At 47.7% G+C, this 24210-nt stretch carries 19 protein-coding genes; 14 read left to right on the top strand and 5 right to left on the bottom strand.

Features of this window, described 5'->3' with window-relative positions:
- Positions 1 to 87: 87 nt before the first annotated feature.
- Positions 88 to 471 carry a GFA family protein gene (locus tag ACFO4O_RS01145; RefSeq protein ID WP_382405411.1) on the top strand — a complete coding sequence of 128 codons (384 nt, stop codon included), beginning with the start codon at positions 88 to 90 and terminating at the stop codon, positions 469 to 471.
- On the top strand, positions 440 to 1444 hold the full coding sequence (locus tag ACFO4O_RS01140) for an FAD:protein FMN transferase (protein WP_382405410.1): 1005 nt from the start codon (positions 440 to 442) through the stop codon (positions 1442 to 1444). Before ACFO4O_RS01145 ends, ACFO4O_RS01140 begins: the two co-directional genes overlap by 32 nt.
- Before the next feature lies 1 nt (position 1445).
- Here ACFO4O_RS01140 and ACFO4O_RS01135 read toward each other — a convergent pair whose 3' ends face one another.
- Both ACFO4O_RS01135 and ACFO4O_RS01130 read right to left on the bottom strand, forming a co-directional pair.
- Positions 1446 to 1685: a PGPGW domain-containing protein gene (locus tag ACFO4O_RS01135; protein WP_382405409.1), complete on the bottom strand. Its 240-nt coding sequence runs from the start codon at positions 1683 to 1685 to the stop codon at positions 1446 to 1448.
- Between the two features lie 6 nt (positions 1686 to 1691).
- Positions 1692 to 1862 carry a PLDc N-terminal domain-containing protein gene (locus ACFO4O_RS01130; protein ID WP_382405489.1) on the bottom strand — a complete coding sequence of 57 codons (171 nt, stop codon included), beginning with the start codon at positions 1860 to 1862 and terminating at the stop codon, positions 1692 to 1694.
- Between the two features lie 986 nt (positions 1863 to 2848).
- Here ACFO4O_RS01130 and ACFO4O_RS01125 point away from each other — a divergent pair.
- Positions 2849 to 3271 (top strand): aldehyde-activating protein, encoded by a 423-nt coding sequence (locus tag ACFO4O_RS01125; protein ID WP_382405408.1) that lies wholly within the window; start codon positions 2849 to 2851, stop codon positions 3269 to 3271.
- A 170-nt stretch (positions 3272 to 3441) separates the two neighbouring features.
- Here ACFO4O_RS01125 and ACFO4O_RS01120 read toward each other — a convergent pair whose 3' ends face one another.
- The 3 genes from ACFO4O_RS01120 to ACFO4O_RS01110 are packed head-to-tail and all read right to left on the bottom strand — an operon-like array spanning position 3442 to position 8748.
- Positions 3442 to 5094 carry a hypothetical protein gene (locus ACFO4O_RS01120; protein WP_382405406.1) on the bottom strand — a complete coding sequence of 551 codons (1653 nt, stop codon included), beginning with the start codon at positions 5092 to 5094 and terminating at the stop codon, positions 3442 to 3444.
- A 10-nt stretch (positions 5095 to 5104) separates the two neighbouring features.
- Positions 5105 to 7573 (bottom strand): LamG domain-containing protein, encoded by a 2469-nt coding sequence (locus ACFO4O_RS01115; RefSeq protein WP_382405404.1) that lies wholly within the window; start codon positions 7571 to 7573, stop codon positions 5105 to 5107.
- A gap of 2 nt (positions 7574 to 7575) precedes the next feature.
- Positions 7576 to 8748 (bottom strand): hypothetical protein, encoded by a 1173-nt coding sequence (locus tag ACFO4O_RS01110; RefSeq protein WP_465253830.1) that lies wholly within the window; start codon positions 8746 to 8748, stop codon positions 7576 to 7578.
- 910 nt (positions 8749 to 9658) lie between these two features.
- Here ACFO4O_RS01110 and ACFO4O_RS01105 point away from each other — a divergent pair.
- From ACFO4O_RS01105 to ACFO4O_RS01055, 11 genes are all read left to right on the top strand, one after another.
- Entirely contained in the window at positions 9659 to 12376 is a 2718-nt protein-coding gene (locus tag ACFO4O_RS01105; protein WP_382405402.1) for an HzsA-related protein, read from the top strand.
- Positions 12377 to 12410: 34 nt separating this feature from the next.
- Positions 12411 to 13184, top strand: a complete 774-nt coding sequence (locus ACFO4O_RS01100; RefSeq protein WP_382405401.1) for an SH3 domain-containing protein — start codon at positions 12411 to 12413, stop codon at positions 13182 to 13184.
- Positions 13185 to 13197: 13 nt separating this feature from the next.
- Positions 13198 to 13968: an outer membrane beta-barrel domain-containing protein gene (locus ACFO4O_RS01095; RefSeq protein ID WP_382405488.1), complete on the top strand. Its 771-nt coding sequence runs from the start codon at positions 13198 to 13200 to the stop codon at positions 13966 to 13968.
- Between the two features lie 92 nt (positions 13969 to 14060).
- Positions 14061 to 14624 carry a TlpA disulfide reductase family protein gene (locus tag ACFO4O_RS01090; protein WP_382405400.1) on the top strand — a complete coding sequence of 188 codons (564 nt, stop codon included), beginning with the start codon at positions 14061 to 14063 and terminating at the stop codon, positions 14622 to 14624.
- A gap of 3 nt (positions 14625 to 14627) precedes the next feature.
- Positions 14628 to 14894: a DUF4266 domain-containing protein gene (locus ACFO4O_RS01085; protein WP_382405399.1), complete on the top strand. Its 267-nt coding sequence runs from the start codon at positions 14628 to 14630 to the stop codon at positions 14892 to 14894.
- Positions 14894 to 16030, top strand: coding sequence for a DUF3570 domain-containing protein (locus ACFO4O_RS01080; RefSeq protein ID WP_382405398.1), 1137 nt, complete (start codon positions 14894 to 14896; stop codon positions 16028 to 16030). The genes ACFO4O_RS01085 and ACFO4O_RS01080 overlap by 1 nt, the downstream gene beginning before the upstream one ends.
- A 2-nt stretch (positions 16031 to 16032) precedes the next feature.
- Positions 16033 to 16683, top strand: a complete 651-nt coding sequence (locus ACFO4O_RS01075; RefSeq protein WP_382405397.1) for a hypothetical protein — start codon at positions 16033 to 16035, stop codon at positions 16681 to 16683.
- A 20-nt stretch (positions 16684 to 16703) separates the two neighbouring features.
- On the top strand, positions 16704 to 19151 hold the full coding sequence (locus ACFO4O_RS01070; protein WP_382405395.1) for a hypothetical protein: 2448 nt from the start codon (positions 16704 to 16706) through the stop codon (positions 19149 to 19151).
- The gene (locus tag ACFO4O_RS01065) at positions 19148 to 22681 is read left to right on the top strand and encodes a tetratricopeptide repeat protein (RefSeq protein ID WP_382405394.1); all 3534 of its coding nucleotides are present in this window, start codon (positions 19148 to 19150) and stop codon (positions 22679 to 22681) included. Before ACFO4O_RS01070 ends, ACFO4O_RS01065 begins: the two co-directional genes overlap by 4 nt.
- Complete coding sequence (locus ACFO4O_RS01060) at positions 22671 to 23711, top strand: hypothetical protein (RefSeq protein WP_382405393.1); 1041 nt, start codon at positions 22671 to 22673, stop codon at positions 23709 to 23711. The genes ACFO4O_RS01065 and ACFO4O_RS01060 overlap by 11 nt, the downstream gene beginning before the upstream one ends.
- Complete coding sequence (locus tag ACFO4O_RS01055) at positions 23708 to 24139, top strand: hypothetical protein (protein WP_382405392.1); 432 nt, start codon at positions 23708 to 23710, stop codon at positions 24137 to 24139. Before ACFO4O_RS01060 ends, ACFO4O_RS01055 begins: the two co-directional genes overlap by 4 nt.
- Positions 24140 to 24210: the final 71 nt, after the last annotated feature.

The following is a 24210-nucleotide window of genomic DNA, read 5'->3' as shown; positions in this document are numbered from 1 at the left end:
TTTTTTATTTGCCACACACTAAGCCATGCCTTATGAAATGCGTCATTGCACGACAATTGCCGAAACGGCAACGCTAGGAAGATAAAAATGAAGAAGAAGTACCCAGGAAGCTGTCACTGTACAGCGGTTAAATTTGAAGTGCAGTTGCCAGATGAGGTCGAAAGCGAGCGATGTAATTGCTCTATCTGTGCCAAAAGCGGTTTACTGCACGTGATCATTCCCAAACGAGACTTTACATTACTCTCGGGTGAAGATGTGTTGAGCACTTATACTTTTAATACAGGCGCGGCCAAGCACACCTTTTGTAAGATATGCGGAATTAAAGCCTTTTACACGCCCCGCTCAAATCCCGATGGCGTGAGTGTGAATTTGAACTGTTTGGATAAATTTCCGCCAAAGGTAAGAATTGTTGATTTTGATGGGCAAAACTGGGAGCAAAATGCACATACACTCGCGCACAAATCCAAGTAATCTCAGCCTTGTTTGGCCATTATTAGCCCTGCTCGTGCTAGCAATTACGTCTCACACTGTGAAGGCGAAGTGGCAGGAGCGAAGTGAAGGGATCATGGGCACAAATATTCGCGCAGAGGTTTTCCATCAGAATGATGAGCTTCGTCAACGGGCGCTCTCCCAAGTGATGATTGAAATGGAGCGCATTAATCAGCTAATGAGTCCTTATATTGACAGCAGCGAACTCTCTTTACTTAATCGCACCGCATCACTTGCGCCGGTAAAAGTAAGTGACGAAATGTTTTATGTATTAGGTCTTTCAGCCCAGCTTTCAGAACTTACCCTTGGCGCATTTGATATTACCTTTGCCAGTGTGGGCTACTTGTATGACTATCGGCAAAAACGGCGACCAGAAGACGCGCAGATTGGCTCATTGTTATCGGCGATAAATTACCGCCATGTAGAGCTTAATGAAGCCAATCAAACAGTGTTTTTTGCGCACCCAGATGTAAAAATTGACCTAGGTGGTATTGCTAAAGGTTATGCGGTAGACAAGGCGATTGAGGCTTTAGAGGCAATGGGCATCAAGCATGCATTGGTCACAGCCGGCGGCGATACTCGACTGCTAGGGGACAGGTTAGGGAAACCGTGGGTAGTAGGCATTCGCGACCCACGAGATAAAAGCAAGCAGGCGGTGTTAATTCCTCTAGAAGACGCAGCTATGTCGACCTCAGGAGACTACGAACGCTATTTTGAAGAGGACGGAAAACGCTTTCATCATATTCTATCCCCTAAAACTGGAAAATCGAGTTACCACGTTCAGTCAGTATCTGTTATTGGTCCAGAATCAGTTTATAACGACGCGCTGTCGACGGCGGTTTTTGTGATGGGCGTTGAAGAAGGACTCGGTCTTATCAACGCCCTACCAGACTTTGAAGCGATTGTTATGGATAATCAGCGCCGCATGCACTACTCCAAAGGCTTAGAGCAATAAGCTATCGGTACTTTCGTTCTCGCAGCTTTTCGTCAATCCACGCCGCGCTTTTTGTCATTAGTTTCATGCATTTGCGTAGCATTTGTTTAGCAACAGGATAATCATAGCTCAGTAAAATTAAGCCTGGCACAATAAACAGAAGCGACGGTCCGGGCACTATTATAAACATCGCGCCTAGCAGCACAAACGCGCCGCCAATAAGGGTGAATGCCAGCTTTCTGGCTAATTGAATATGTTTCATGCGCGCTTAATACCTGACTCGGTCGTCTTTAAGTGGGGCGAGCAAGAAATAAAAAATCCAAGCAAACCATGAGATGAATATTACGGCCAATATCCACGCAGCCTTTTCGCCGCCTGAAGTACGGTTTGAAGACAGAATAACAATAAGTGGAATTAACCAAACCACTGCTCCCAACATAAACAAAAACATACTTACTAGGGTCTGTTGATCTTTGCTGTATGAATTTTGTTCGTTCCATGTGCTTTCCGATCGCGGCACGTGCTTGCAGGTGCAGTTATTCTGCATTAAAAGCACGTAACAAAGAGCGGGATGCACATGGAGCGAACCCTCCGGGCGGCGCTTGTGCACTATTTATGCTGCATCATCGTTATTTTATGTAGATGACTACACTTCAATAACGAGTCTTTGCCTAAATAGCGCACAAACTGCCGCAAAATCATACAGAAAAGATCAACAGACCCTGATATTTCCATTAATTCATCCTCTCGTTTTAAATGCCCTTTGGCGTTTACTACACAGATGGTAGTTGTGGGCTCTGTTTCCATGAAGTGTTGCTAGGCATAACACGGGGCTAAATAATTCACTTGTAGGGGGCTTAGCTTGAAAAACGCTGTGAACCCATCCATGGGCGCTCGGCGAAATCATCCATGATTTCGACGTTTTCAAGCTAAGCCCCCTACAAGTCAATCTGGCATCGGTGTCTTTTAAGTACATGTAACAACACTTCATGGAAACAGAGCCATCTTGTTCGCTAGGTTTTGCAAACGCAGTGCCAATAGAAATTGTTTCATAATTACAGAGGCTTAGCTTTTTGTGTGGATGATGTATATTTTAGATAGTAGTGAATTTAACCAAATATTCGTCAATCGCCCGCGTGTATCGTTATCGTTGTTAGATACAATGTTCCAAGCGCAGCTTTTCGCTGCTAGTGTTATTTGCAGGCACTCAAGGTCAGCAAAATACGAGGTGAAATAGAGGATTGGCAGAGTTTTTCTTATTTAGCCTGCCCTGTAAGCGATGGTATCTTGTTAGCGTAATGGTAAAGTTTCCGCGCAAATCAATGTTGGGCTGATGCTGTGGGCAGTTAGGAATATTAATAAAATATGAGCGCTCAACATCAAGATTATCGGAACCCAGCCTTCAAATCTTATTGAGGTTAGATTGTGTCAAAGCTATATCCGGGTACCTGCCACTGTAATCAAATAGAGCTATATCTGAACCTGCCTTTAGCTTTGTCAGACTATTCGCCACGGGCATGCGACTGTGACTTTTGCTCTGAGCACGACCTGATGTATGTATCAGACCCGCAAGGGACTTTGGAGATTGTCAGCACCATTAGCCTGCAACATTTAAGGCAAGGTTCACAACAGGCTGAGTTTCTACGCTGCGCTAACTGTGAGCAAATCGTGGCTGTTGTAGCCAATATTGATGGTGAATATAAAGGCGCGATTAACTCCGACTGTTTGCATGATGCTGATTTGCTGTCTGCGCCCACACCCGTCTCGCCTAAAGCCTTATCTAAAGATGAAAAGAAAGCGCGCTGGGCCAAGCATTGGAGTAAAGTCAAAATAAGCGAGCCCGATTAAACCATGGATTAGCAATAAAAAAGCCTCAACGTGAGGCTTTTTCGCTACTTTTTAAACTACTTTATATGTTGATAGGCTAGTGACTGCTTGGCCATTTATCTTAGCTGGATACGTTAAACTGAGTGCGTATAACTGATAACGTTCAACTGTTAGCCTTTAACTTATTACGCTCAACTAATCCTGCCGTTTACAATGGGCGCAAACGCAGTTAACGAATCAATTAAGTTACTGTTGCCTAAACCGTTTGATGGCATCACCTCGGCAAGTCTCCCCTGCTCTCCATGCAGTGCTAAATAATTTAGCACCACCGTTTCAACTAGTAAGTTAACGTTGTTTGCAGCGGGGGTGCTAGCGGTCTCAACGCTGCCGTCGCGTCGCATAAATCCAAGCTGTTGATGCATAGCCTGTTCGTTGGCGTCTGCGCCAATAAGCTGCGGTGTGCCGCCAGGGTTGTACACCAAAAAGAAAGACGCCGCGGTGGATGAGTTATCCCCTGTCCACACGCCTTTGCCCCGTCCGTCGGCAGAATCATCAATCATGCCGTTACTGAATACTGAGCCATCGCTACATACATACATCATCAGCGGAACGCCTAGCCGCGCAGCGTATTCTAAACAGGCGCCCATGCATCTACCGGCACGCAAGTCACGAATTTCGCCAGTGGCGCGGTTGCCCACATGATAATCATAGCCGCCCATAGTAATGGTGCCTGCGCCCGCAAAGCCATTCATAACAAGCTTCATCACAGAAGCGGTCTTTTGGAACTCGCGGTCTGAGGTAAATTCTTCTGCAGTAAAAATACCGTCTTCTCCAACGATGGTTGGGTCTACCTCAGGATTAAGCGTGCTTGGGTCGCCAAAGCGGTCGGTAATGTCGGCGCTTTTTACGTATCCACAGCGTACGAGGTCTTTAATTACCTCGTCGCTGCTAATTTGCGTGTTAACCTTACCAAGCTTCATATCAGAAATACGCTGAATGGATTCCATCACTGCAACCGAGTCTTGTTGGCTGAGCAAACCAACTAAATCGCCAGTATCTACTAGCCCAGTGACATCGGAAGGGCGGTCTACCTTAGTCGGTCGTTTGGCCGCGTCGATTAAATTGGCTGGCGCCATGGAGTTGCCGCCAGAATCAGAGTTGCGTGAGCCAATGAGGGTGAGCAAAGAGCCATCAGCACCCGCGCGATTAATGCCATACATCGGATTGTGTGGATTGTTTCCAGTGTCGTTTTCTGAGCGAGCGGGGATCACCGCTCCATTAACGTTGGCGCGATTGGTCACGGCGAGCTTATCTTGAATACCGCGCAAAAACGCCGAGTCTGCATGAAAGGCTAATCCTAGCTCGGTGTTAATAAAATCAGACAAACCGGTATCTGGGTTGGCAATGGAGGGCACCATATCTCCCGGTAAGCCCTGTCTTGAATAGCCTTGGGTGCTTAAAAAGTCGAGCTGACCACCGCGCCCGCCCACTAATACATTCGACCCAGCAATATTGGCACCGCCGGCCAAATCAAACACGATAAACGGTATTTTGCCGGCGCCCTGAGTGGCAATGCCGCAGCTTTGTTTTAAAGCTTCTAGGTCGGACGATAGCGAGGCGTGTGCCTTGCGTGGGTTAGCGAACAAGCTCAAAGCCGACGCGCCCGCTACAATGCTTGCACCTGCGCAAAAACCTTGCGCAATAAACTCTCTGCGAGTGATTGGCTTACCATGGTCGTTATGATAAAGCGCGTCGTCTTTGCCATGGGCACTGGGCACCGAGGCGCGTTTTACTGAGGACGCCACGCGAGTATGCTTTGAGGTAAAGCTATAGGTTTTTTTCATACTCATGCTCCTATTGTAATATCACAACGGCGCTGCCTAAAAGGGCAGCACAACTTGCTTTGACCACAGTTTTTGTGGTGTCGGCCTGACAGGTATTTTGATTTGCGCAAGAGCTGAGTCTATCAATGAGCTGACTAACCTCATTGTATACCTCATTTTGCTCAGGCTGGGTGCTCACACCATTGCCCAACATAGTTTGATTAAGTGGATTAATAATGGCGTCTTTCATGGCACTGTTAAAGCCGTTGTTTGCATTTGCATTAAAGTCCATATTAGGGAAGAAGCTGCTGCGCAGCGTGCTGTCTTCAACTAAGGCATCGCAGTACTTAATTGCGAGCTGCGTAATGGCCATCTGGTTTGAGGTCAAAAAGCTGTCGATGTTGCTAACACTTGGGAGCTGCTGGCGTAGCTGCTGATACGATGCCTGAACGCCAGGCTCGGTAATGCTAACTCCCGTGAGTGCAGCCATGCTGGCATTAATTTCATCGAAATTGCGCACGCCAATTTGAGCCTGAGCCTCTATATCTTGCGCCGGTGTTGCTATTGGTGCCTCTTGGGCTATGCGAACAGACTGGGCGTCACCTAATACATCAAAGGTTAAGAAAAACTCATCGAGCTCAGGGCCTTTTTCCACCGGTATGATAGTGCCTTGGGGAGAGAGAGGTTTGCCGCCAAGCGCATTGTTGCTTGCACCATCTACCGCCATATCTAAGGTTGCGAAAACTTGACCGGTTCTTTCTTCTCGCCCGTTTATGCCAATGCGCATACCGCGCAAGGTAATGCCGTCCAAATTCGCATTTTGATTAAGGCTCACAACAAAGGGTTCGGTAAACAAATAACTGTAGCTATCAAACTGACTTACCTCAAATACCACATAGGTATCTGCTTGGTTAATGACCTCGCCAATGCCAAACATCAGATAAAACTTCTGGCCAATACCCGCATCAAAATTGCTCGCAACTTGTTCGCTGCTAAGTGCACGGTTATGAATCGCAACCATGCGCACTGTGCCGGCAAAAGGAGAGCGACCGCTAACTTCACTGCCAATCACAAATGCAAAGGTATCGTCCCACGTATTCAGTAAACTGGCTTCTATGGTATCGCTGTCGCCGGTCTCTTGGCCGTTAACAAACAAGGTTCGGCCCTCGCTACCGCTATAATTGAGCACGACGTGCTGCAAAGCGGCTTGTAAGTCTTCGTCTGCATCTGCGGTATTTAATGCCGGTTCGCCATTGCTATCTGTATTATCGTTTCTCACAAGCGCATTGTAGTTATATAGGGTTTGACCGAGCATGAAATTGCGTCTGTCGTCGCCCCCTGAATAGCTGATGATGCGTGCAGGCCCTTCTTGGGTTACATTAGCAGGCGCAACCCAAACCTCAATCGCGAATTCGCCCGTCGACACAATTAAGTCATGCAGTTTTTTGCTAGTGCTGGTGGCGCCCTGTGCTTTGCCTTCGTTGAGCTGAATACCCCAGCCGCCTACCCAGTTATAATTGCCCGATAGGGTTAAATCGATGGCAGGAGACACGCCGCTTGTGTCAAAAGCGGTGTTGCCAGAGCCTGTTTTAAATTCCCACTTAGCAATAAGGTTAGATTCAAATCTACCGCCGCCACTTGCTAGCGTGCCTTCAAATAAACCCACTGCGTTAGAAGCAACTAAATTGCTGTCTAACTGAGTGACTTCAATGGACTCGCTCATAGCCTCAATAGCATCGGTGAGCGCTATTGCATCTGAGGCGCAATCATCCCAGCAATTGTGAAACTCGTCGCGCACTCGTTCTACCATGCGGCTGTCTTTTGGAAGGTCTAAATTAATTTTAGATATGGATGCTAAGTAGGCTTCGGCCACATCACTCGACCCAATATAGGGTGAAATAGGAATGGAAGCGCTCGATTGGTGGCATTCACTGCAGTACGTTTCCAAAAGCGGGTATACCGTGCTTTCAAATAATGCGGGTGAATCGGGGAAGTTTTTATTAGCACCCACAGCCCGAGGCGCAGGTGCCTCTAGCGTAATCGCCGTCGCCGACTGGTCTTTGTCTAACCATGCTTCTATCCATGTTGTCATAATATCTGCACAAGCACTGTTGCTGCTAAGCCAGCAGTTGTGACCGCCGGCCACTTTCGTAATTAACAGTGAATTCGCCACATTGTTTTTATCAACCAAGGTGTTAGTGATGGCATAGGCATCGTTAATATCGTCGTTACGGGCGAAGGCTGGGCTTTGCTCACCTTGCACATGACACGCCGCACATTTGTCTTGGGTCGCCAAATTGTCCCACACGTTGAGTTTAAAATCTTGCACATCGGTGGTAGCAGGTGGCGGTCCATCATAGCCGCTGTCGGGCGCGTTGCTCGGAGGTGGTACCGGCGTTTCTTGCACTTGGGCGTCACTGCCGCCACCGCAGGCACTTAAATACAAAATACTGGCAAGTAAACTTAAGCGAATTGCGGTATTGCTTAGAGGATGGGACATACTTATTCTCCTGCGCAATACGTTGCGGTGTCGGCAAAGGCTTCTTTGATTAGATAGCCTGATGCAACAAAGTTAGAAGTGATATTAGCAATTGCGCTGCGGTCATTTGCGTCTTGCGGTCGTCGTAAGCAAACATTTTCAAACACTTTGCTTACCTGACAGCTCGCAAACTTTTCACTGTTGGCTAGCTCTTCGCCCATGCTTTTTGCACCATATCCACTGCCGGTGAGCGCATCTGACCAACCCAAGGTTTGATTAATGCCTTCTCGCCAATAGTTATCCCAGCGGTCATCGCCTATGACATAGCCAAATGGAAAATTATTGCTGTTAATAAGGTGTTTTGCCGTAACGCGGGAATTGGTTTCTGGGTCAAGCTGGCCTTCTGCGTTATACAACAAGCGCCCGTTTTCACCTTCTGGATCAGCATCTACATTGTAATCATATTCATAATAGGCAAATGCTTGCGCTAGCGGGTCCATACCGTTATGGCATCCGGTGCAAGAGTTGGCAAATATTCGGCTATCGCCGCCGGGGCTTCGGCTTAAGTCTTGTCGAATTCGGTCGGGCGGTAAACTGGTGTCTTTGAGTGGCTCAAGGTCGGTGCATAAGTGATTCATTAGGGTAAATCGCAGCATAGCGCGATTCGTTCCGTCTTTAAAAAATGATTTAGCAGCGGCCCGTGTAGTCATTACACCAGCGCTTGCATCGCTTGGAATGCCGGTCACTGCCGATTGAGTGCTGCGGGTCAACGCACTCGACAAATCCACGCCGTTGTTTTCGAGGCTTTCGTAATGCGCGTTGTTGTTTGTGCTGTATGCAGGGATACCCGAGATGCCGCTTGCGGTGTAGATGATATCTCCCGTTAAAATTTCTCTAAAGTCTATGTCGTCTCGTACTATGCCAATTACGGTGGCGGTATAGTCGTTTAGCGGCGCAAATACATCAGCCTCTTCATTGGTCCACGGTGTAATCCAGTTTTTCAAAGTTACGTTGTAGAAGCTCGGGGAGGCCATGGCAATGTACGCTGCTTGTTTTGCATTGCCTTGTTCAATCAATGCCGCCATCTCATTTAGGGTGCTTTGAGAGGCGGGTATGCCTGCAATCCTGTCGTGCATACGTTTGGCTTGGGTGAGCGCGTCGGCGTATGCACTTTGTAAAGGGAGCACGAGCATCATAGCCAAACAAGCGCGTTTAGCCCATGTTGCTAAACCGAGTGCGCGCTGACACAATGACTTGCGTAAGGTGCTATTATGCAAGGTAGCTTGGCGCAAAGTGCTGTGGCACAGCGTACTTTGACTCAACACCTTGCCATACGCTTCGTGGATGTGGCTATGCTGCATAACTGAACTCCTGTTTTACTCTGTTATACGCATGATAAACGCGCCTTTGGTTATGGTATTCTACGAGAAGGTTTACTAAGCGATACTTACTAAGCAATATTTACCTAGTCATCACCCATACTCTTCATGAGTCGCGCTTCAATCACTTTATACAATTAGATGAGAGTAACAAGAATCGTGCCCATACGATATCTTTTTGATTTTGCTACGGTTTACAGCTAGTGTGTACTGCAAAAGCGGCGAAATGCGTAATATTTGTCGCAAATGATCGACAGTACACGGCTCCCTCGCCATAAAGTGTTGCATCTAAATAAAAAAATTAAATAAATTTCAATAGCTTAAATGATTTAGTGTACAGTAACAAAAATCCTGCGTTTTGCGTGCAATTAGGTATAAAAATATTGTTGTAGGCTTTTTAATTATAAAAATAGATTTTTTATAACTTTATTTGCGCCTAACAGCATTTTGTTACAAGTATCTTTTTACATGCTTTTATATAGGTCAACAAATTGTTTATTTGCGCTTGCGCTGTCAATCTAGTTCTCGCAGTCGCGATATTACGATTTAGCGCACTTGTCGAATAAACAGGCAATCTCTTAAAGGTTTTGTTCAAAGAGTCGGCAGTGGTGCAGCTCGTCGGTGAATAGCGACACTAGCCAAGTCTTAGGGGCAAGCGTTATTCTTAATAGTGCTATCCTTAGGCAATTTTCCTAGCAGCGGCTAGCATTTTAAGAATAGGTTAAACATGAGAAAGCTCTACCGCTCATTATTATTACTCAGTCTGCTAAGCGCACTCGCTGCTTGCGGCGGTTCTGTAGTGTCGAATGAAGAGCAAGAGCCCGATCCGGTGGTAATAGATGTGCCTATTGCTTTTATCGAGCGAAACATTGCCATTTCTGAAGGTGAGCCATTAAGAGATTTAAGAGAGCCTGCTCAGTTTATTGCCGGAGCAAGCTTAAAAATTAAAGCGCGCGCCAATGCCTCTGCGCCTGAGATAGATTTAACCCCGCGTATCCTTACCTTGATGCTTGGCGATGATGCTCTTTTAGAAGATGAAGACGGCAACCCGCTTGCAATCGACATTAAAGACCTAGAAAACGACTATACCGGTACTCGCATTATTTTTGCTGCCCGCGCTCCTGAATTAGAAGATATGGACGTATTGCCTACTTGGAATATTTACGAGTACGACCGCAGCATCGACGAAGTGCGCCGCATCATAGCCTCAGATACCCTCGCCGAGGCCGGAGACGATACCGGACCGGTTTACTTGGCGGATGGGCGCATTGTTTTTAGCTCTACCCGTCAGCGCGGCAATCAAGCGCGGCTGCTCGATGAAGGTAAGCCCCAGTACGCAGGTTTAGAAGAAGGTTTAGACGTTTTTGCCTCGGTGCTGCATATTATGGACAGCGACGGCAGCGATTTGAGGCAGATATCGTTTAATCAAAGCCACGACCTCGACCCCATTGTTTTACCAAACGGCAAGATTTTGTTTAGCCGATGGGACCAGGTCGCCTCGAACAAAGGCATTAATCTTTATCAAATAAACGCTGATGGCAGCGATTTAACCCTCATGTACGGCCGTCATAGCCATGATTCGGTGGAAGGTTTAGACGATGTGCAATATGCCAATACCAGCGTTACGCCAAGCGGACAGGTGCTACTAGGCATTAACTCCTTTGCCAATCCGTTATTTGGTACAAACTTTGTTAGCATCGATATTGATAATTTTGTTGATAACAAAACACCCATTGCCAGCATGCAGGGCATGACTGAGACCGCGCAGCAGACTGTGTTGTTTGACAGTATTAGTTTGCTCGACGAAATTTCACGCGGTGGGTATATCAACGCGCTTTACCCCCTGTGGGATGGAAGTGGAAGAATTTTGTTTAGCTGGTCGCAGTGTTTATTATATCAACCCTTGCCTGAGGACGCTGCGCCAGACAGCGAACGCACGATTGCACCCTGTACTGAAGAAAACGTGTTAGACCCTGCGTTTGAGCAAGCCCCTGCAGTTTATGGCTTATGGATGTTTGACCCTGATCTTGCCACTGAGAAGGGGGCAGATTCTGAAGAGACTCAACTTCCGCTAACCACAGGACAAGACATGTTTGCCGTTAGCGAGGTGGTGGCAATGGAGTCGAGACCCTTCCCTGCTAACCCAGAGTCGAGTGTTGACCGCTCACGCCAAGCACTGTTAGACGAAGGGTTTGGCGTATTGCACATTCAAAGCGTATACGACTTTGACGGCACCGATGAAAGCCCATTTGGTCTTGAGGCAACGCGCAATCCTTCACAAACGCCAGCGTCAATGCGCCCCGCACGTTTTCTACGTGTGGTAAAAAGCGTGTCGATACCTGACGATGAGGTAAGAGACTTCGACAACAGTGCGTTTGGGCGTTCAAACAATCAGCTCATGCGCGAAATAGTTGGCTATACACCCATTCAGCCCGACGGCTCGGTTGAGGTCGCCATTGTCGCAAACGTTCCGTTTAGCATTTCAGTGGTAGACGCCACAGGCAAGCGTATCGGCGAGCGCCATAATAATTGGCTTCAACTTATGCCCGCTGAGCAAAAAAACTGCATTGGATGCCATTCATCCGATAGCACAGAGCCACATGGGCGTATTGACGCCCAAGCAGCCTCAATTAATAGCGGTGCACCGAATACCGGGGTTCCCTTTCCTGATACAAATCCAGCGCTGTTTGCCGATTTAGGCGAGACTATGGCGCAAACCCTTAGCCGCGTTAACGGCCTGGCGCGCTTAACCAGCGACATCGTGTTTGAAGATGTGTGGGTTGATCCAGTTCTGCAAGCGCCCGAGCCTTCTTTTGAATATGCCTATGCAGACCTTGAGAGTCCTTTACCCATAACACAGGCGTGTGCGCAAAACTGGACCGCTATTTGCCGAGCGGTAATCAATTATCCTGACCATGTAGCGCCAATATTTGCAGTGGCTCGAACGGTTACCGACGAGCTCGGCAACGTGCTTCAAGATAACACCTGCGTTGCCTGCCATACGCCTGTTGATGCCGCTGGCATGACACAAGTACCTGCAGCTCAGCTCGATTTAAGTGCAAGTCCTTCTCCTGAGAATGCCGATTTTTTAACAAGCTATCGCGAGCTATTATTTAACGATAACGAACAAGAGGTGATTGACGGCGCTTTACTCGACCGCTTAGTGCCCGTTTTAGACCAAGACGGCAATCCTGTTTTTGCACGAGACGAGAATGGCGACCTGATACTCGATGCAGACGGCAACCCTATTATTTTGACACAAACAGTAGGCGTGAGTGCGAGTATGCGTACGCAAGGAGCACTGGCGAGCGAAGCGTTTTTTGCTCCCTTTGAAGGCGGCAGTCATCAGGGGTATTTGTCGGGCGCCGAGTTAAAACTCATTGCAGAGTGGTTAGATGTGGGCGCGCAGTACTATAATAATCCTTTTGATGCTCCCGAGGATTAGCAAGGTGACGGTGTATTTACGTTCTATATGGGCAATGCAAAGTGTAACTTTTAACAAGCGATGCCTATGGTTAGGGGCAGTATTTTTTGGATTAGTATACAGCACCGCACTTGCGGCAGACGAGCTAAGCCTCGTGGTGACGAGTCCTTATATAGATGTGCATACCGGCCCTGCATCGGCATATCCGGTGTTTCATGTACTCGAAAAGGGCGAGAGAATAGATATTCTTAAATCGCGCACTAACTGGTATAAAGTGCGCGCTTATGTGAGCGGCGGCAATACCCTAGAGGGTTGGATAGAGCAAAGCAGTTTGATGTCTACGGCACTAGAAGACGGCAGCGCAATTTTTGCCTCCTCGGGTAGTTTTGACGATTATCAAATTCGAGATTGGGAAATAACCATCGCTGGCGGTGTGTTAGACAGTATCTCAGCCATGACCGTATCAGGCGCATGGGTATGGACTCGCAATCTCAGCGTAGAAGCAAGCTATACACAAGCGCTAGGCGATTTTTCGGATAATAAGATTTGGTCGCTGCGCATGCGACACACTTTGTTTCCCGCGTGGCGCGTGAGTCCCTACTTTGCTTTGGGCACCGGTGAGATCCGCACCCAACCGCGGGCGAATTTGGTGCAAAGTGGGGATGAGGTACGCAAATCGTCCCATTATGAAATAGGTGCAGGTCTGCGTTATTACTTTGCAAAAAGTATGTTGGTAAAGCTTGAATATCGCTCACTTTTAGCCTTAACCGACCGTGACGAACAAGAACGTCTAGACCAGTGGATGTTGGGCGCTAGCGTCTTTTTTTAGGAGTATGAAGTTGATGTTAGGACAGCGCTTTATAAACAGTGACACAAAAAGTCACTCAAAAAACAACACAGTAAGCGACAAGCCAAGAACGCAGCATGCAGCCATTTTGTGCGGTGTGACGATGGTCAGCATGTTAATAAGCCCTCTTGCTTTCACCCAAATAGGAATTGCGCAAACAGCCATGTCGCAAACAAGCGGCTTGAGCCAGTTGCCAAGTGCTAGCAATAATCAGGGGTCTGAAATTGACCCCAATGTAGAGCGTCGAGACATAAAAGAGTTTGATATTGACTCTGAAAATGTAGAAATCACCGCGTTTGTGGGCGTTATCTCCATTGAAGACTTCGAATCCTCGGCGGTATATGGAGCGCGCGTGGCCTATCACATTAACGAAAATTTATTCCTTGAAGGTACCTACGGTCTCGCTACAGGTGGCCAAACTAGCTTTGAGTCTTTGTCGGGCGGAGCGCCATTTTTAACGGACGAACAGCGAGACTACCGCTATTACGATGCATCTTTAGGTTACAACTTCAACGGTGAGCTTTTTGTCTCTGAGCAGTGGGTTTTTAACACCGACTTTTACCTTACCTTGGGAGCGGGAAGCACGGAATTTGGCGGCGATGAACGCTTCACAGTGTCGGCGGGTGCAGGTTATCGCGTGCTGTTTGCCGACTTTTTCGCAGTCCGTTTAGATGTGCGAGATCACGTGTTTAACAGCGATATCATTGGCGAAGAAAAGAACGTGCACAACCTTACGTTTACGCTGTCGAGTTCATTTTTCTTTTAAGCGCAACATTGATGAAAGTAAATGAAATGACTCGATTTAAAACGCAAACAATCACCATCAGCACTCACCATCAGCACACAGCGAGGAAGCTAATGACAGGGTTAATACAACGATTAATGAGCGGGCAAAAAAGCGCTGCACCACAAACCAAACCATTGGCCCTATGCTTCTTGGGCATTATCAGCTCAGTGATATTGGCTTTGAGCCTTTGTGCACCAAGCTTTGCGCAAGGCAATAATGATGCGCCTGATTTTACATTGCGAAGTAAAGACAGCGGCAATATCCGTCTGGCCGAGCAGCGCGGCAACATCGTGTTGCTTAACTTTTGGGCCTCTTGGTGTGGCCCATGCCGAGAAGAGCTTCCTGAAATGGAAAGCATTTATCAAAACTATAAAGACTTAGGTTTTGAAATTTTGGCAGTGAATGTTGATGACGACCCAAGCAAGGCCGACGTTTTGCTAGACGACATAGAGGTAAGTTTTCCGGTGTTGTTTGATACTCAAGGTGAAGTCAGCGAGCTCTACGGAGTAAGCGCTATGCCTACTACGGTTATTATCGACCGAAACGGTAAGCAGCGTTTGCTGCACATGGGTTACCGCAAGGGCGACGAGGTCAAATATGAAAAAGCTATCAAAATGCTAATGCGAGAGGAATAGAATATGCGCATAACACACCTCAAACGAGCGGCAATGCTGATTGCTGCGTTAAACTTAGGCGGCTGTGCGTCGACCTTCGATGATTCCACGTGGAACATTGCGAATATTGAACCGTGGGTAAAACCCTATGAGCGAAGTAATTTAGCTGACCCAATTATGGCAATGGGCCGCAATCCCATTGCAATGTCTTACGCCAAGCATGTGAATGAATCGCGCGAAGGCGCGCGCGGCGCAGATGGTGGTGCTGGCGGCGGGTGCGGGTGTAACTAATGCGCGTTTTTGCTCTGCGTGCGTTTGCCCTAATTACACTGCTTTTTTTAGCATGGCAGGCCTCTGCTGCAGTGCTGCCACAAGATCGCAGCGACATTATGTATCATCGCTACGAAGGCGATGGGGTGACGATAGATGGTCCATCGGTACTGCTACGAAAAAAAGTGGGAAATCATGTATCGGTGTCGGCAAACTACTATGTTGATACCGTCTCGGGGGCATCAATAGACGTGCGTGCTACCGCCTCACCTTATGAAGAAACTCGCAAAGAAACCACCATAGGTAGCGATTTTTTACATGAAAAAACCTTACTAAGCGTAAGTTATACCAACAGTTCCGAAAACGACTTTGAAGCCAATTCAGTGTATGTCGGAATAAGCCAAGACTTCTTTGGTGATTTGTCGACGATTTCACTGTCATATTCTAAAGGCTGGGATGAAGTAGGCCGCCGCGGCGATGAAGAGTTTTCAGAAGAAGCAGACCGTCAGAAGTTTGGCTTAGGCTTTACTCAAGTTCTCACCAAAAGCTTAATTGTTGGTCTGAACGCCGAGCATATTTCAGATGAGGGATATCTTAATAATCCCTACCGAAGCATTCGGTTTTTAGACCCAAATTCAAGCCAAGGCTTTAGTTTTGCGACTGAAATTTATCCCAACACACGTTCATCTAACGCCTATTCCATCAACGCAAATTACTACCTACCTTACAGGGCCGCGCTTTACGCAGATGCGCGAGTGTATAGCGATTCATGGGGCATTGAAGCGCAAAATTATAAGTTTGGCTATTTGCATCCTTATAAGGGCTTTTTGTTAGACGTATTCGTTCGCTACTACACACAAGAAGCGGCTGATTTTTATCAGGATATATTTGATCGCCAAAATCAATTTAATTTTATGGCCCGAGACAAAGAAATGAGCACCTACAGCGGCGTGACACTAGGTGTTGGTTTAAGTTACGAATGGCAATTTTCACAAAGCGCACTGATTAAAAAAAGCAGCATCAATTTTGAATACGATTACATGGATTTTGACTACGAAGATTTTCGTGACGTGACCGCCGAGGCCCCTGTGGGCGAAGAACCCTTATTTGGCTTTGCAGCCAGCGTCGTAAAGCTATACGGCTCGATTTGGTACTAATTATGACATCGACTATACACACTACCGCCCGCTTACATGCTTCTTTGTTTTCAAAGGTGCGATGTACTGTAAACGGCATCGACTTGCCTCGCCTGCGCATACATAACAAGGTTATTACAGGCGCTGCCCTTTGCTTTATTTGGGCTCTAGGTATTCATAGCGCGGCCGCCCAAGCGCAAAATGAGAGTGTTCAAACCACGCCAGCGCTTGAGAGTCAACTAGCCGAAGAAATAGAAACCCTCAAACAGGCAATGATTAATCTCAACCGCGATTTATTTATTTTAGAAGAAGACCTTTTGTTTCCAGCGTCTACTCAAGTGGCGGTGTATTTGTCGATGGATGTGGGTGAATACTTTGCTTTAGATTCGGTTGAAGTCAAAATTAATGATGATACTGCCACCCAATACTTGTATACCGAACGGCAAGTTAACGCTTTGTATCGAGGTGGCGTGCAGCGTTTGTATGTGGGCAATGTTGGTCAAGGTGAACATGAGCTAACCGCCTTTTTTATTGGTATAGGCCCTCAGGGGCGTGAATATAAACGAGGGCTCACCTTAAGTTTTGAAAAAACTGACGAGCCTCTTGCCATAGAGCTTTCAGTGATTGACTCCACCCGCAAACAGCAGCCTACCTTTAGTGCAAAGACGCTGTAAGTGAACCTTTGATGCGTGTAATGCAGTGGCCCAACAACAAGCGCCTTACGATGAGCGATAAAATGCGCGTTAACATGCCCGTAAACATGAGCAAGCAGCGTGAAAACAAGCTCGCCAGCGCGTTTTTGTGTGGCTGGCTTGGGCTGATGTGTGTAGCAAATCCCGCCAATGCACAAGTCGTTGATGAGCCAATTGAGCAGCGTATTAACCCAATAGAACAGCAATATCTTGAGGCGCAAGGCGTAAAAGCGTCCGCTCAAGCCCCGGACAGACTCACGTCAGCCAATCAGGACATGTTAGGCCAGCAACAGGCCGATTATGAGCACATATTATTTGAATATTTTCAGCAGCATTACGATGTTAGCCTGATGCTCATTGAGGCCGGTGACCAAAATCATGGATTTAGCGCGTTGGCGCAAGATGATCAAGACCGGTTGCGATTAATGCAGGGGGCATCGCAGTTAAAGCTGGGTTTGTATCAGCGAGCGCAACGTTTACTTTTGGCCCTTCTGTCAAAAACCACCTCCGAGTATGTGCAAGCCAATACATGGTACTGGCTCGCGAAAGCGGGCTTTGAAAATCGTCAGTATCATTTAAGCGAACGGGCATTTGAGGTTATTGAGCAAGCTCAACTAGCGCCGTTTATTCGCCCTGAACAGTTTCAAGAGCTGGTGTATCTGACGGTGTTTGCGCGTATGCAGCAAGGTCAGGCGTGGCAGTCGCGTTTTAAACGTTTGAATATGAGTACCATTTACCCTGCATACATTCATGCTAATAATGCCTCACTCCATTTTAACGCGGGCGATTACGCCCAAGCAGAAGCGTCTTTTATTGCTGCAAAACAAGCATTGTTGAGCTATCAAAGAGGCCAAAACTCTTGGCTTAAGCAGGCAAGAGGTTCGCTAGATTCGTGGTTTGATTTTGCCTGGGCAAATCCAATGACGTGGTTTTCAGCAGACCCAAACCAGCAAGCCCAAGGCAAAGTGCAAGAACAAAAGCTCAATAGTGAGCAAAAAGAAGTCGATGCTTTGTTTGACCGCATAAATTTAGGCTTAGCGTATGCACTATTGCGTCAGCAAGACGATGACAATGCGCTTAGCGTTATTAACACCATCTCCAAGCGGGGCGGCGAATCTGAGCAAGCCTTGCTTACCCTAGGGTGGGCGATGGCTCAGCAAAACCGTTGGCAAAACGCAATTGGCGTATGGCAATACTTACGCCAACAATCAGCAGGCCTATATGGTTTACAAGCAAGCTACGGCATAGCCTACGCGTATCAGCAGCAGGGTGATTTTAATCAGGCCTTTTTTGCCCTAGACGACACCAGCGAACAAATTCAAAACACCTTAAGTGACCTCGATAGGTTTTCAGCGCGCATAGTCGACACCGAATTTTTTGATGCCCTAGGGGCCAGTTTAAGCGACTCGGATACCGAGCAACTCAACGTTACCAATACTGATGATTCGCTTAAAAACAAGGAGATACGCCGCGTAAACTCCATTGCGGAGCTAGCATCTGCGCTGGGTTTAGAAGACAGTGACAATGTTACCGATACAAGCAATGCGGTTTCGCCAGCGAGCATGCCAGCGCCCATATGGCCGGAAAACTTGCTCGACATAAAACGTGTATTTTTAAGCGCACGCAGTGATTTTGACGCGGCTTTTTTACTCAGCGTGCGCGAAGAGGCCCGGCAATCGCTGCTAAATTTGCAGGCGAAAGCAAAACAGCTGCGCACCCTTGAACAAATGTTAAGTATTCGTCAGCAGCGCTACACCCAACGCCAGCAAGATTTAAGTTTAGAGAGTGCGGCTTTAGCAATTGAGCAAGCGAAAGCGCAGATAGCGCAAGTTGAGCAAAAGCTGTCGGGCTATCGGAATTTAAATGAAAAGGCGAGCCAATACTCAGCACAATATTCAGTGCAAGACAGTGGGCAATACAGCAGGGAATATAGTGGAGATAACGCGCTTAATCTGCAAATGATGCAAGACCTTGCCTCCAAAGAACAGAGCAGGCACTTGCGGCGCTTATTAAATGCCCAAGGAAGAATATCTAGATTACAACAAGCCGGCGAATTAAAGGAGGGCGATCTAGCTCGTTTTGCCCGCTTACAGGGCATTTTGAACTGGCAGTTTGCGAACAACTCCGTAACTCAACTGTGGGCCCATGGTGAGCACTTAGCAGAGGCAAAAAACGCGCTCAGTGTTGCTGAACAGGCGTATCAGCGACTTGTATCGCGCCAGCAAGATACACAGGTGTTTGCGCGTCAAAAGAGACAAATAAATGCGCTTGCGCTCAACATCATTAAACAGCAGAGCGCAGCGCGGGCCATATACACAGAGGCGAATAGCCAGCTCCAGCAAAACTTATTGAGTATTATTAACCAGCGCATAGAGCAGCTAAAAACGCAGCAGGTTAATACAAGGCTGGCAAAAATTCGCCTACAAGACCTCACCCCGGAGGCGCTATGAAAACATATAGAGGGTGGTTGCTTATATCTTGTGCACTGCTTTGCGCCCTCTTGCTTAGCGCTTGTGGCTCAATAAATTCGATTACCGGCGTATTTGAAGATGAGGATGCCTCAGAGCAAGCGTCCCTTCAAAGCAACGAGCTCTCTGAAATTGAAAGGGCTGAGCTAGAGCGTTTACTGAGCGGAAAAAGCAGCAGAGCGAGTTTAGCCAGTTTAAATTTAATGCCACAAGGGCGTGACGCGGCTATGCAGGCTATCAACGAACCGGATGTTATGGCTAGTAGCGATGCGCTGCCTGCTGGCGCCGGACCACAAGACATACCGCGCTTGAGCCTTGAAGAAAAACGCGCGGAATATGAAGCATTGTTGCCGCTGATCACCGACGAAAAGCAGCGCAGGCAGGTGGCGTTTCGCTTGGCCGACATAAAAATGCTGCTAGCCGAGCAAGCGCTTGAACAAGGTAGCGATACTGAACAACTCAGAGCCGGTAATCAAAGTGATTCATTAGTAGGGTTTGCACAGGCTATTGAGGCCTATCAAAATGTGCTCGACCAGCATGATATTTTTATACCCAAACCTATGGCGCCCCTAACTGAAGAACAGCAAGCGCTCAATCGAAAGCAAATGGATGCGATGTACCAACTTTCTCGCGCCTTAGACCTTTCAGGACAAAAAGAGCGCAGTGTGGAGGTGGCGAAGTTGTTTTTACAGAGCTTCCCGGAGTCGGGCTTTGGAATAAGTGAACAACATATTGAGCTCTTTTTTAGGATCGGCGAGTACTATTTTAACCGTCAGCGGTATGCTCAAGCCGCGTCTTACTACGAGCAAGTACTCAGCAATAGTAGTAGCTCCCTTGAGCGCCATGGCCAAGTGCAAGGCAATATGGTGGCGACGCAAAATACTGCAGATTTTTATGGCATATCAGCATATATGCTGGGCTGGAGTGAGTTTAAACAAGACCAATATCAAGCGGCCTTAGAAGCCTTTGACAAGATGTTAAAACACACCTTTGACAAAACCGGTATGCCCGCTAGCCGACTAGAGCAAGCCAGTTTGGCGCAAATCGATAGCCTGTCGAAAGGCGAAATGCGTTTGGTCAGCGACAGCATCCGGGTGATGGCGCTCACCTTTTCCTATCAAGGCAGTGGCGATGCCATTGTGGATTTTTACGCACAGCGTAGCGATGCCGCCTATCAGCACTTGGTGTTTGAAGAACTGGCACAGCAATACCTCGATGAAGACCGTTACAATGATAGCGCAGATGCCTTGCTTAGCTTTGCCAGCCGCTATCCGTACCATAGCCGCGCCGTAGAGTTTTACGTTCGTCACATAGACGCCTATATTTTGGGAGGGTTTGCTGACAAAGTATTACTAGCCAAGCAGCGTTTTGTTGAAACATATGCACTGGGAGGTTTGGTGCTAAAACGCTTAGACTCGCCACTCGGTGAAGCCGCCTCACCTTATTTAAAAACGTATTTGAGTGAGCTGGCCCAAAGCGAACACAGCATCGCGCAAAGTATTGATGCAATTTTGCGTGCTCGGCAAAACAGCCAAGCGCAAGGCGATGATTCAACAGAACTTACCGACCTCAATAATCAGGAGTTTTCGCAAGGTTTTAGCACAAGTTCGTTGAGCGATGCGCAAACACAAGCCTTGGCGAGCGCCGATACACAAGATTTATTGAGCTTGCGCACAGAGGCTTACCAACAGGCTGTTTTTTATTATGAAGACCATATTCGCACCTTTAGCTATGACGGCGGGCGTGTAGAGGCAGATGTACCAGAGCGCAGGTTTTATCTAGCAGAGGCTTATTATGCACTGGCGCAATATCAAAAAGCGATTGAGGCTTTTGAAATCTATGCCTATCAAGATACGCCAAACCCTATGGCGGTTGAAGCGGCTTACGCCGCTATACTGGCGCACAAGGAACTACCCGACGCCATCGATACAGCAATGCAAACATCGCAGGGCGGCAATTTAAGTGCCGAGCAGTTTTCTCAACAGCAGTTTGTTTTGAGCTTTGCGACTGACAGGCGCAGTCCTTCGGTGGCCCTAACCTTGATGCAAAGCTTGTTTAACAGTGAATCGTATATACAGGCGCAGCGCTGGGCAAAATGGTTGTTAGAAGAGGCCCCTACAATACATGCCAGCAATCCAGAGCGCGAGCGCTCGGCGCTGTTGGTGATGGCCCATAGTGATTTTGCTTTGCAGCGTTTTGCCAGCGCCGAGCAATACTATCGCACCTTGCTGAGCGATGCGTATAAGAGCAACCCGGCTCTTGCCAATGCGCCAAGAACATCACAAACCACTGCACTTAATCAAGATTCTAGCACTCAAGGCCTGATTGATCGCCTTGCTGCCAGCCTATACATGCAGGCAGAAGAGGGCTTAAGTGCGATTGCGCTTACCCCCGCTCAGCTCTCTTTGCAAACCAATGTGTATGACTTGAACATAAGCTCGCTACAGCGTGACATCATTTTAGATGCCATTGGTAAATGGCAGACCATCATTAGCGATACGCCAAGCTCAAGCTTTCGTATCGCAGCGCAGTACGACAGCGCAAGCTACTATGCCCTTATTGGCAACTGGCAGCAGGCAATTGATACGTGGCTCGATTTTGCCAAGCGATATCCAAATCATGAATTAAGTAAGAATATTCAAAGCCAACTATTGTTTGCCTATCAGCAAACAGAGGACTGGGAGCAGGCGGCTGATATTTTGTATGCCACTTGGCAAAAGGCCCAAAATAGCGCGCTTGCAAATGAGGCTCAAGCAGAGGGCTTGTTAAACGCACAAGACGCTTTGTATCAGGCGGCAGTATATTACGAGCGTGCGAACAACAAAGCTAAGGCGCTCAACAGCTTTCGTTCCTATGCGCATGCCTACCCTCAGCCTATGGATTTAGCAAATGAGGCGCGCTTTAAAATGAGCGAGTTTTATCTTGCTTCTGGGGAAGATAGCAAGCGGCGCTTTTGGCTCAACAAACTGCGTCAAGCCCAGCTAAGTGTGGCAAGCCAACAAGGACAAAGCGTGGCCGAAGCGGGCACACCTCGCTCCCGTTATTTGGCCGCTATGTCGGCCATGGTATTTGCCAAAGACGCCGATGCGGCGTTTAGTAAAATTAAGCTCACGCCGCCGCTCAATCAAAGCTTGAGTAAAAAGCAAAACGCACTCACCAGTGCGATAAATGCGTATGATGAAGTTATGTCATTTGCGGTTGCCGACTATGTCACACAAGCCAATTACCATCTCGCCAATTTGTACATGCAGTTAGCCGGCGATTTGATGAATTCGAGCCGCCCGAAAGACTTAAGCGCGCTGGAGCTAAGCCAATACGAATTGCTGCTAGAAGAACAAGCCTACCCCTTTGAAGAAACTGCGATAGAACTGCATGAAAACAACGCGGCTCGCGCTCACAGTGGCCTTTACGATAGTTTTGTAAAACAAAGTTTTGATGTACTTAAAACAACCCTGCCTGCCCGTTATGGTAAACAAGAGCTAAGTGTTGGAGTGTCTGCTGATGACTTATAAGGGTAAGCTTCATACAAACCAGCGCTCAACAGCAAGCGGCAAGCTGCGCTTAATGGCGTGGATGCTGTGTAGCTTGTGGCTAGGTGGCTGCGCCACGATGAACAGCATGTTAGGCAGCGAGCCAAGCCCTGATGATGCACCAGAGCGTGCACAGGTATCTCCATTAACTAACGACAGCCAATTAGCTCAAACGCCCGCCGAGCAAGCCACCAAAGAAAATGTCGCGGCCGAAGAGGCTAGCGCAAAATACGCCGCGGTGTTAGCTAGAATTGGCGCCACGAATCTTTTTGAACAAAACAAGCGCAGTAACAAATCGTCTGATAAACAGCTGCTGACTATGGCCTTAGATGCCTTACAAAATAACCAAGCCATTGAAGCTAAAAGCTACATTGAACAAGCCATGAAGGGCGCGCCAAGGGCATCGTTTTCAAGTAACGCGCACGTGCTAGCCGGTGATATCTATTTTAAGCTTTGGCAGCTAAGCGGCGAAGATATACCGAGTAAACCAGACGCTAGTGTTTCTGATGGGCAAGCTTTAAACGCCATGAAAAACACAACAACGAACAGCGCAACAAACTGGTCATTGGCAAGAGAACACTTCGACGCCGCGCTTATCGTCAATACGCATAATTACAAGGCGGCTAACCGCAGAGCAAAACTGCACCGCATGCAGGGAGAGTTTGCACAAGCATTGGCACTTTACAATCAGGCCATTGCCTCCTACCCGGGTTATTTTGTTAGCTATCGCAACAGAGGCTTACTGCAGGACTTATATTTGGGCAACAAAGTGGACGCGCTGCAAGACTATTCTTTGTACATTAGCTACCTTGATTTCAACGTTGCCTTGATTGACGACCCAGATTTATTACAAAACAGTCAATTGTTTGCAGCAAGCAGCGCACAGGCAAGTCATGCATTTGCTGACGAAAGCGCCCTGCGACAAGAGCTTAAGAAGCTAAAAGGGTGGCGAGTTGATTTACAGCGACAGCTCAAGGCTAAAGACCTTGCGTTCACAGGAGAAACAAAATGAGGCTTTTATCGCTAGAGCATGCCGCCTGCACGGTGTTATTGTGTGCGTCCCTATTGTTTGCAGCGACAACTCACGCCCAGCAGGGGTCACCGCTTCAGAACAACGATGCACAAGTGCCTGCGCAAACAACTAGCGATACGCCTGATGAGTTAGTGCGCGGTGAAGATGGCGTACTGCGCTTAGAGCAAACCATCCGTGCTAATCGAGAGCAGCCGCAAGTACTGACCATTGTGCCATGGCAATTGCCCAGTCATCAGCGCATTGATGAAACGCAAACATGGCAAAGCGCTGTTACGCAGCTACCGAGTATTGAGCGCAATCAGTTTTTACGAGATTTAGCCGTGGTTGACGATATTCTCGCACTGCCAACGCGCGAGGCAAACACGCAAGCGCAGACAAATCCGAACAGCAATAGTGACCAATACTAGCGTATTAAGGTATGAGGCTAGTGTAATTTAAACGCATAAATATACCTTCGCTAACAGTTTATTAGCGTAGG

Origin of the sequence: Glaciecola siphonariae (assembly GCF_042652645.1) — a bacterium.
Taxonomy (GTDB): domain Bacteria; phylum Pseudomonadota; class Gammaproteobacteria; order Enterobacterales; family Alteromonadaceae; genus Glaciecola; species Glaciecola siphonariae.
The sequence above is the reverse complement of the archived record's forward strand: the minus strand, read 5'-3'. Positions and strand labels throughout refer to the sequence as shown.

Excerpts from the sequence above, each read along its gene's own strand:
- ACFO4O_RS01120 (WP_382405406.1), bottom strand. The coding sequence starts at position 5,094 with ATGAAAAAAACCTATAGCTTTACCTCAAAGCATACTCGCGTGGCGTCC.
- ACFO4O_RS01055 (WP_382405392.1), top strand. The coding sequence starts at position 23,708 with ATGAGGCTTTTATCGCTAGAGCATGCCGCCTGCACGGTGTTATTGTGT.
- ACFO4O_RS01085 (WP_382405399.1), top strand. The coding sequence starts at position 14,628 with ATGCGCATAACACACCTCAAACGAGCGGCAATGCTGATTGCTGCGTTA.
- ACFO4O_RS01075 (WP_382405397.1), top strand. The coding sequence starts at position 16,033 with ATGACATCGACTATACACACTACCGCCCGCTTACATGCTTCTTTGTTT.
- ACFO4O_RS01060 (WP_382405393.1), top strand. The coding sequence starts at position 22,671 with ATGACTTATAAGGGTAAGCTTCATACAAACCAGCGCTCAACAGCAAGC.
- ACFO4O_RS01065 (WP_382405394.1), top strand. The coding sequence starts at position 19,148 with ATGAAAACATATAGAGGGTGGTTGCTTATATCTTGTGCACTGCTTTGC.
- ACFO4O_RS01110 (WP_465253830.1), bottom strand. The coding sequence starts at position 8,748 with ATGATGCTCGTGCTCCCTTTACAAAGTGCATACGCCGACGCGCTCACC.
- ACFO4O_RS01100 (WP_382405401.1), top strand. The coding sequence starts at position 12,411 with ATGCAAAGTGTAACTTTTAACAAGCGATGCCTATGGTTAGGGGCAGTA.
- ACFO4O_RS01135 (WP_382405409.1), bottom strand. The coding sequence starts at position 1,685 with ATGAAACATATTCAATTAGCCAGAAAGCTGGCATTCACCCTTATTGGC.
- ACFO4O_RS01090 (WP_382405400.1), top strand. The coding sequence starts at position 14,061 with ATGACAGGGTTAATACAACGATTAATGAGCGGGCAAAAAAGCGCTGCA.
- ACFO4O_RS01080 (WP_382405398.1), top strand. The coding sequence starts at position 14,894 with ATGCGCGTTTTTGCTCTGCGTGCGTTTGCCCTAATTACACTGCTTTTT.
- ACFO4O_RS01070 (WP_382405395.1), top strand. The coding sequence starts at position 16,704 with ATGCAGTGGCCCAACAACAAGCGCCTTACGATGAGCGATAAAATGCGC.
- ACFO4O_RS01095 (WP_382405488.1), top strand. The coding sequence starts at position 13,198 with ATGTTAGGACAGCGCTTTATAAACAGTGACACAAAAAGTCACTCAAAA.
- ACFO4O_RS01105 (WP_382405402.1), top strand. The coding sequence starts at position 9,659 with ATGAGAAAGCTCTACCGCTCATTATTATTACTCAGTCTGCTAAGCGCA.
- ACFO4O_RS01145 (WP_382405411.1), top strand. The coding sequence starts at position 88 with ATGAAGAAGAAGTACCCAGGAAGCTGTCACTGTACAGCGGTTAAATTT.
- ACFO4O_RS01140 (WP_382405410.1), top strand. The coding sequence starts at position 440 with ATGCACATACACTCGCGCACAAATCCAAGTAATCTCAGCCTTGTTTGG.
- ACFO4O_RS01130 (WP_382405489.1), bottom strand. The coding sequence starts at position 1,862 with ATGTTGGGAGCAGTGGTTTGGTTAATTCCACTTATTGTTATTCTGTCT.
- ACFO4O_RS01115 (WP_382405404.1), bottom strand. The coding sequence starts at position 7,573 with ATGTCCCATCCTCTAAGCAATACCGCAATTCGCTTAAGTTTACTTGCC.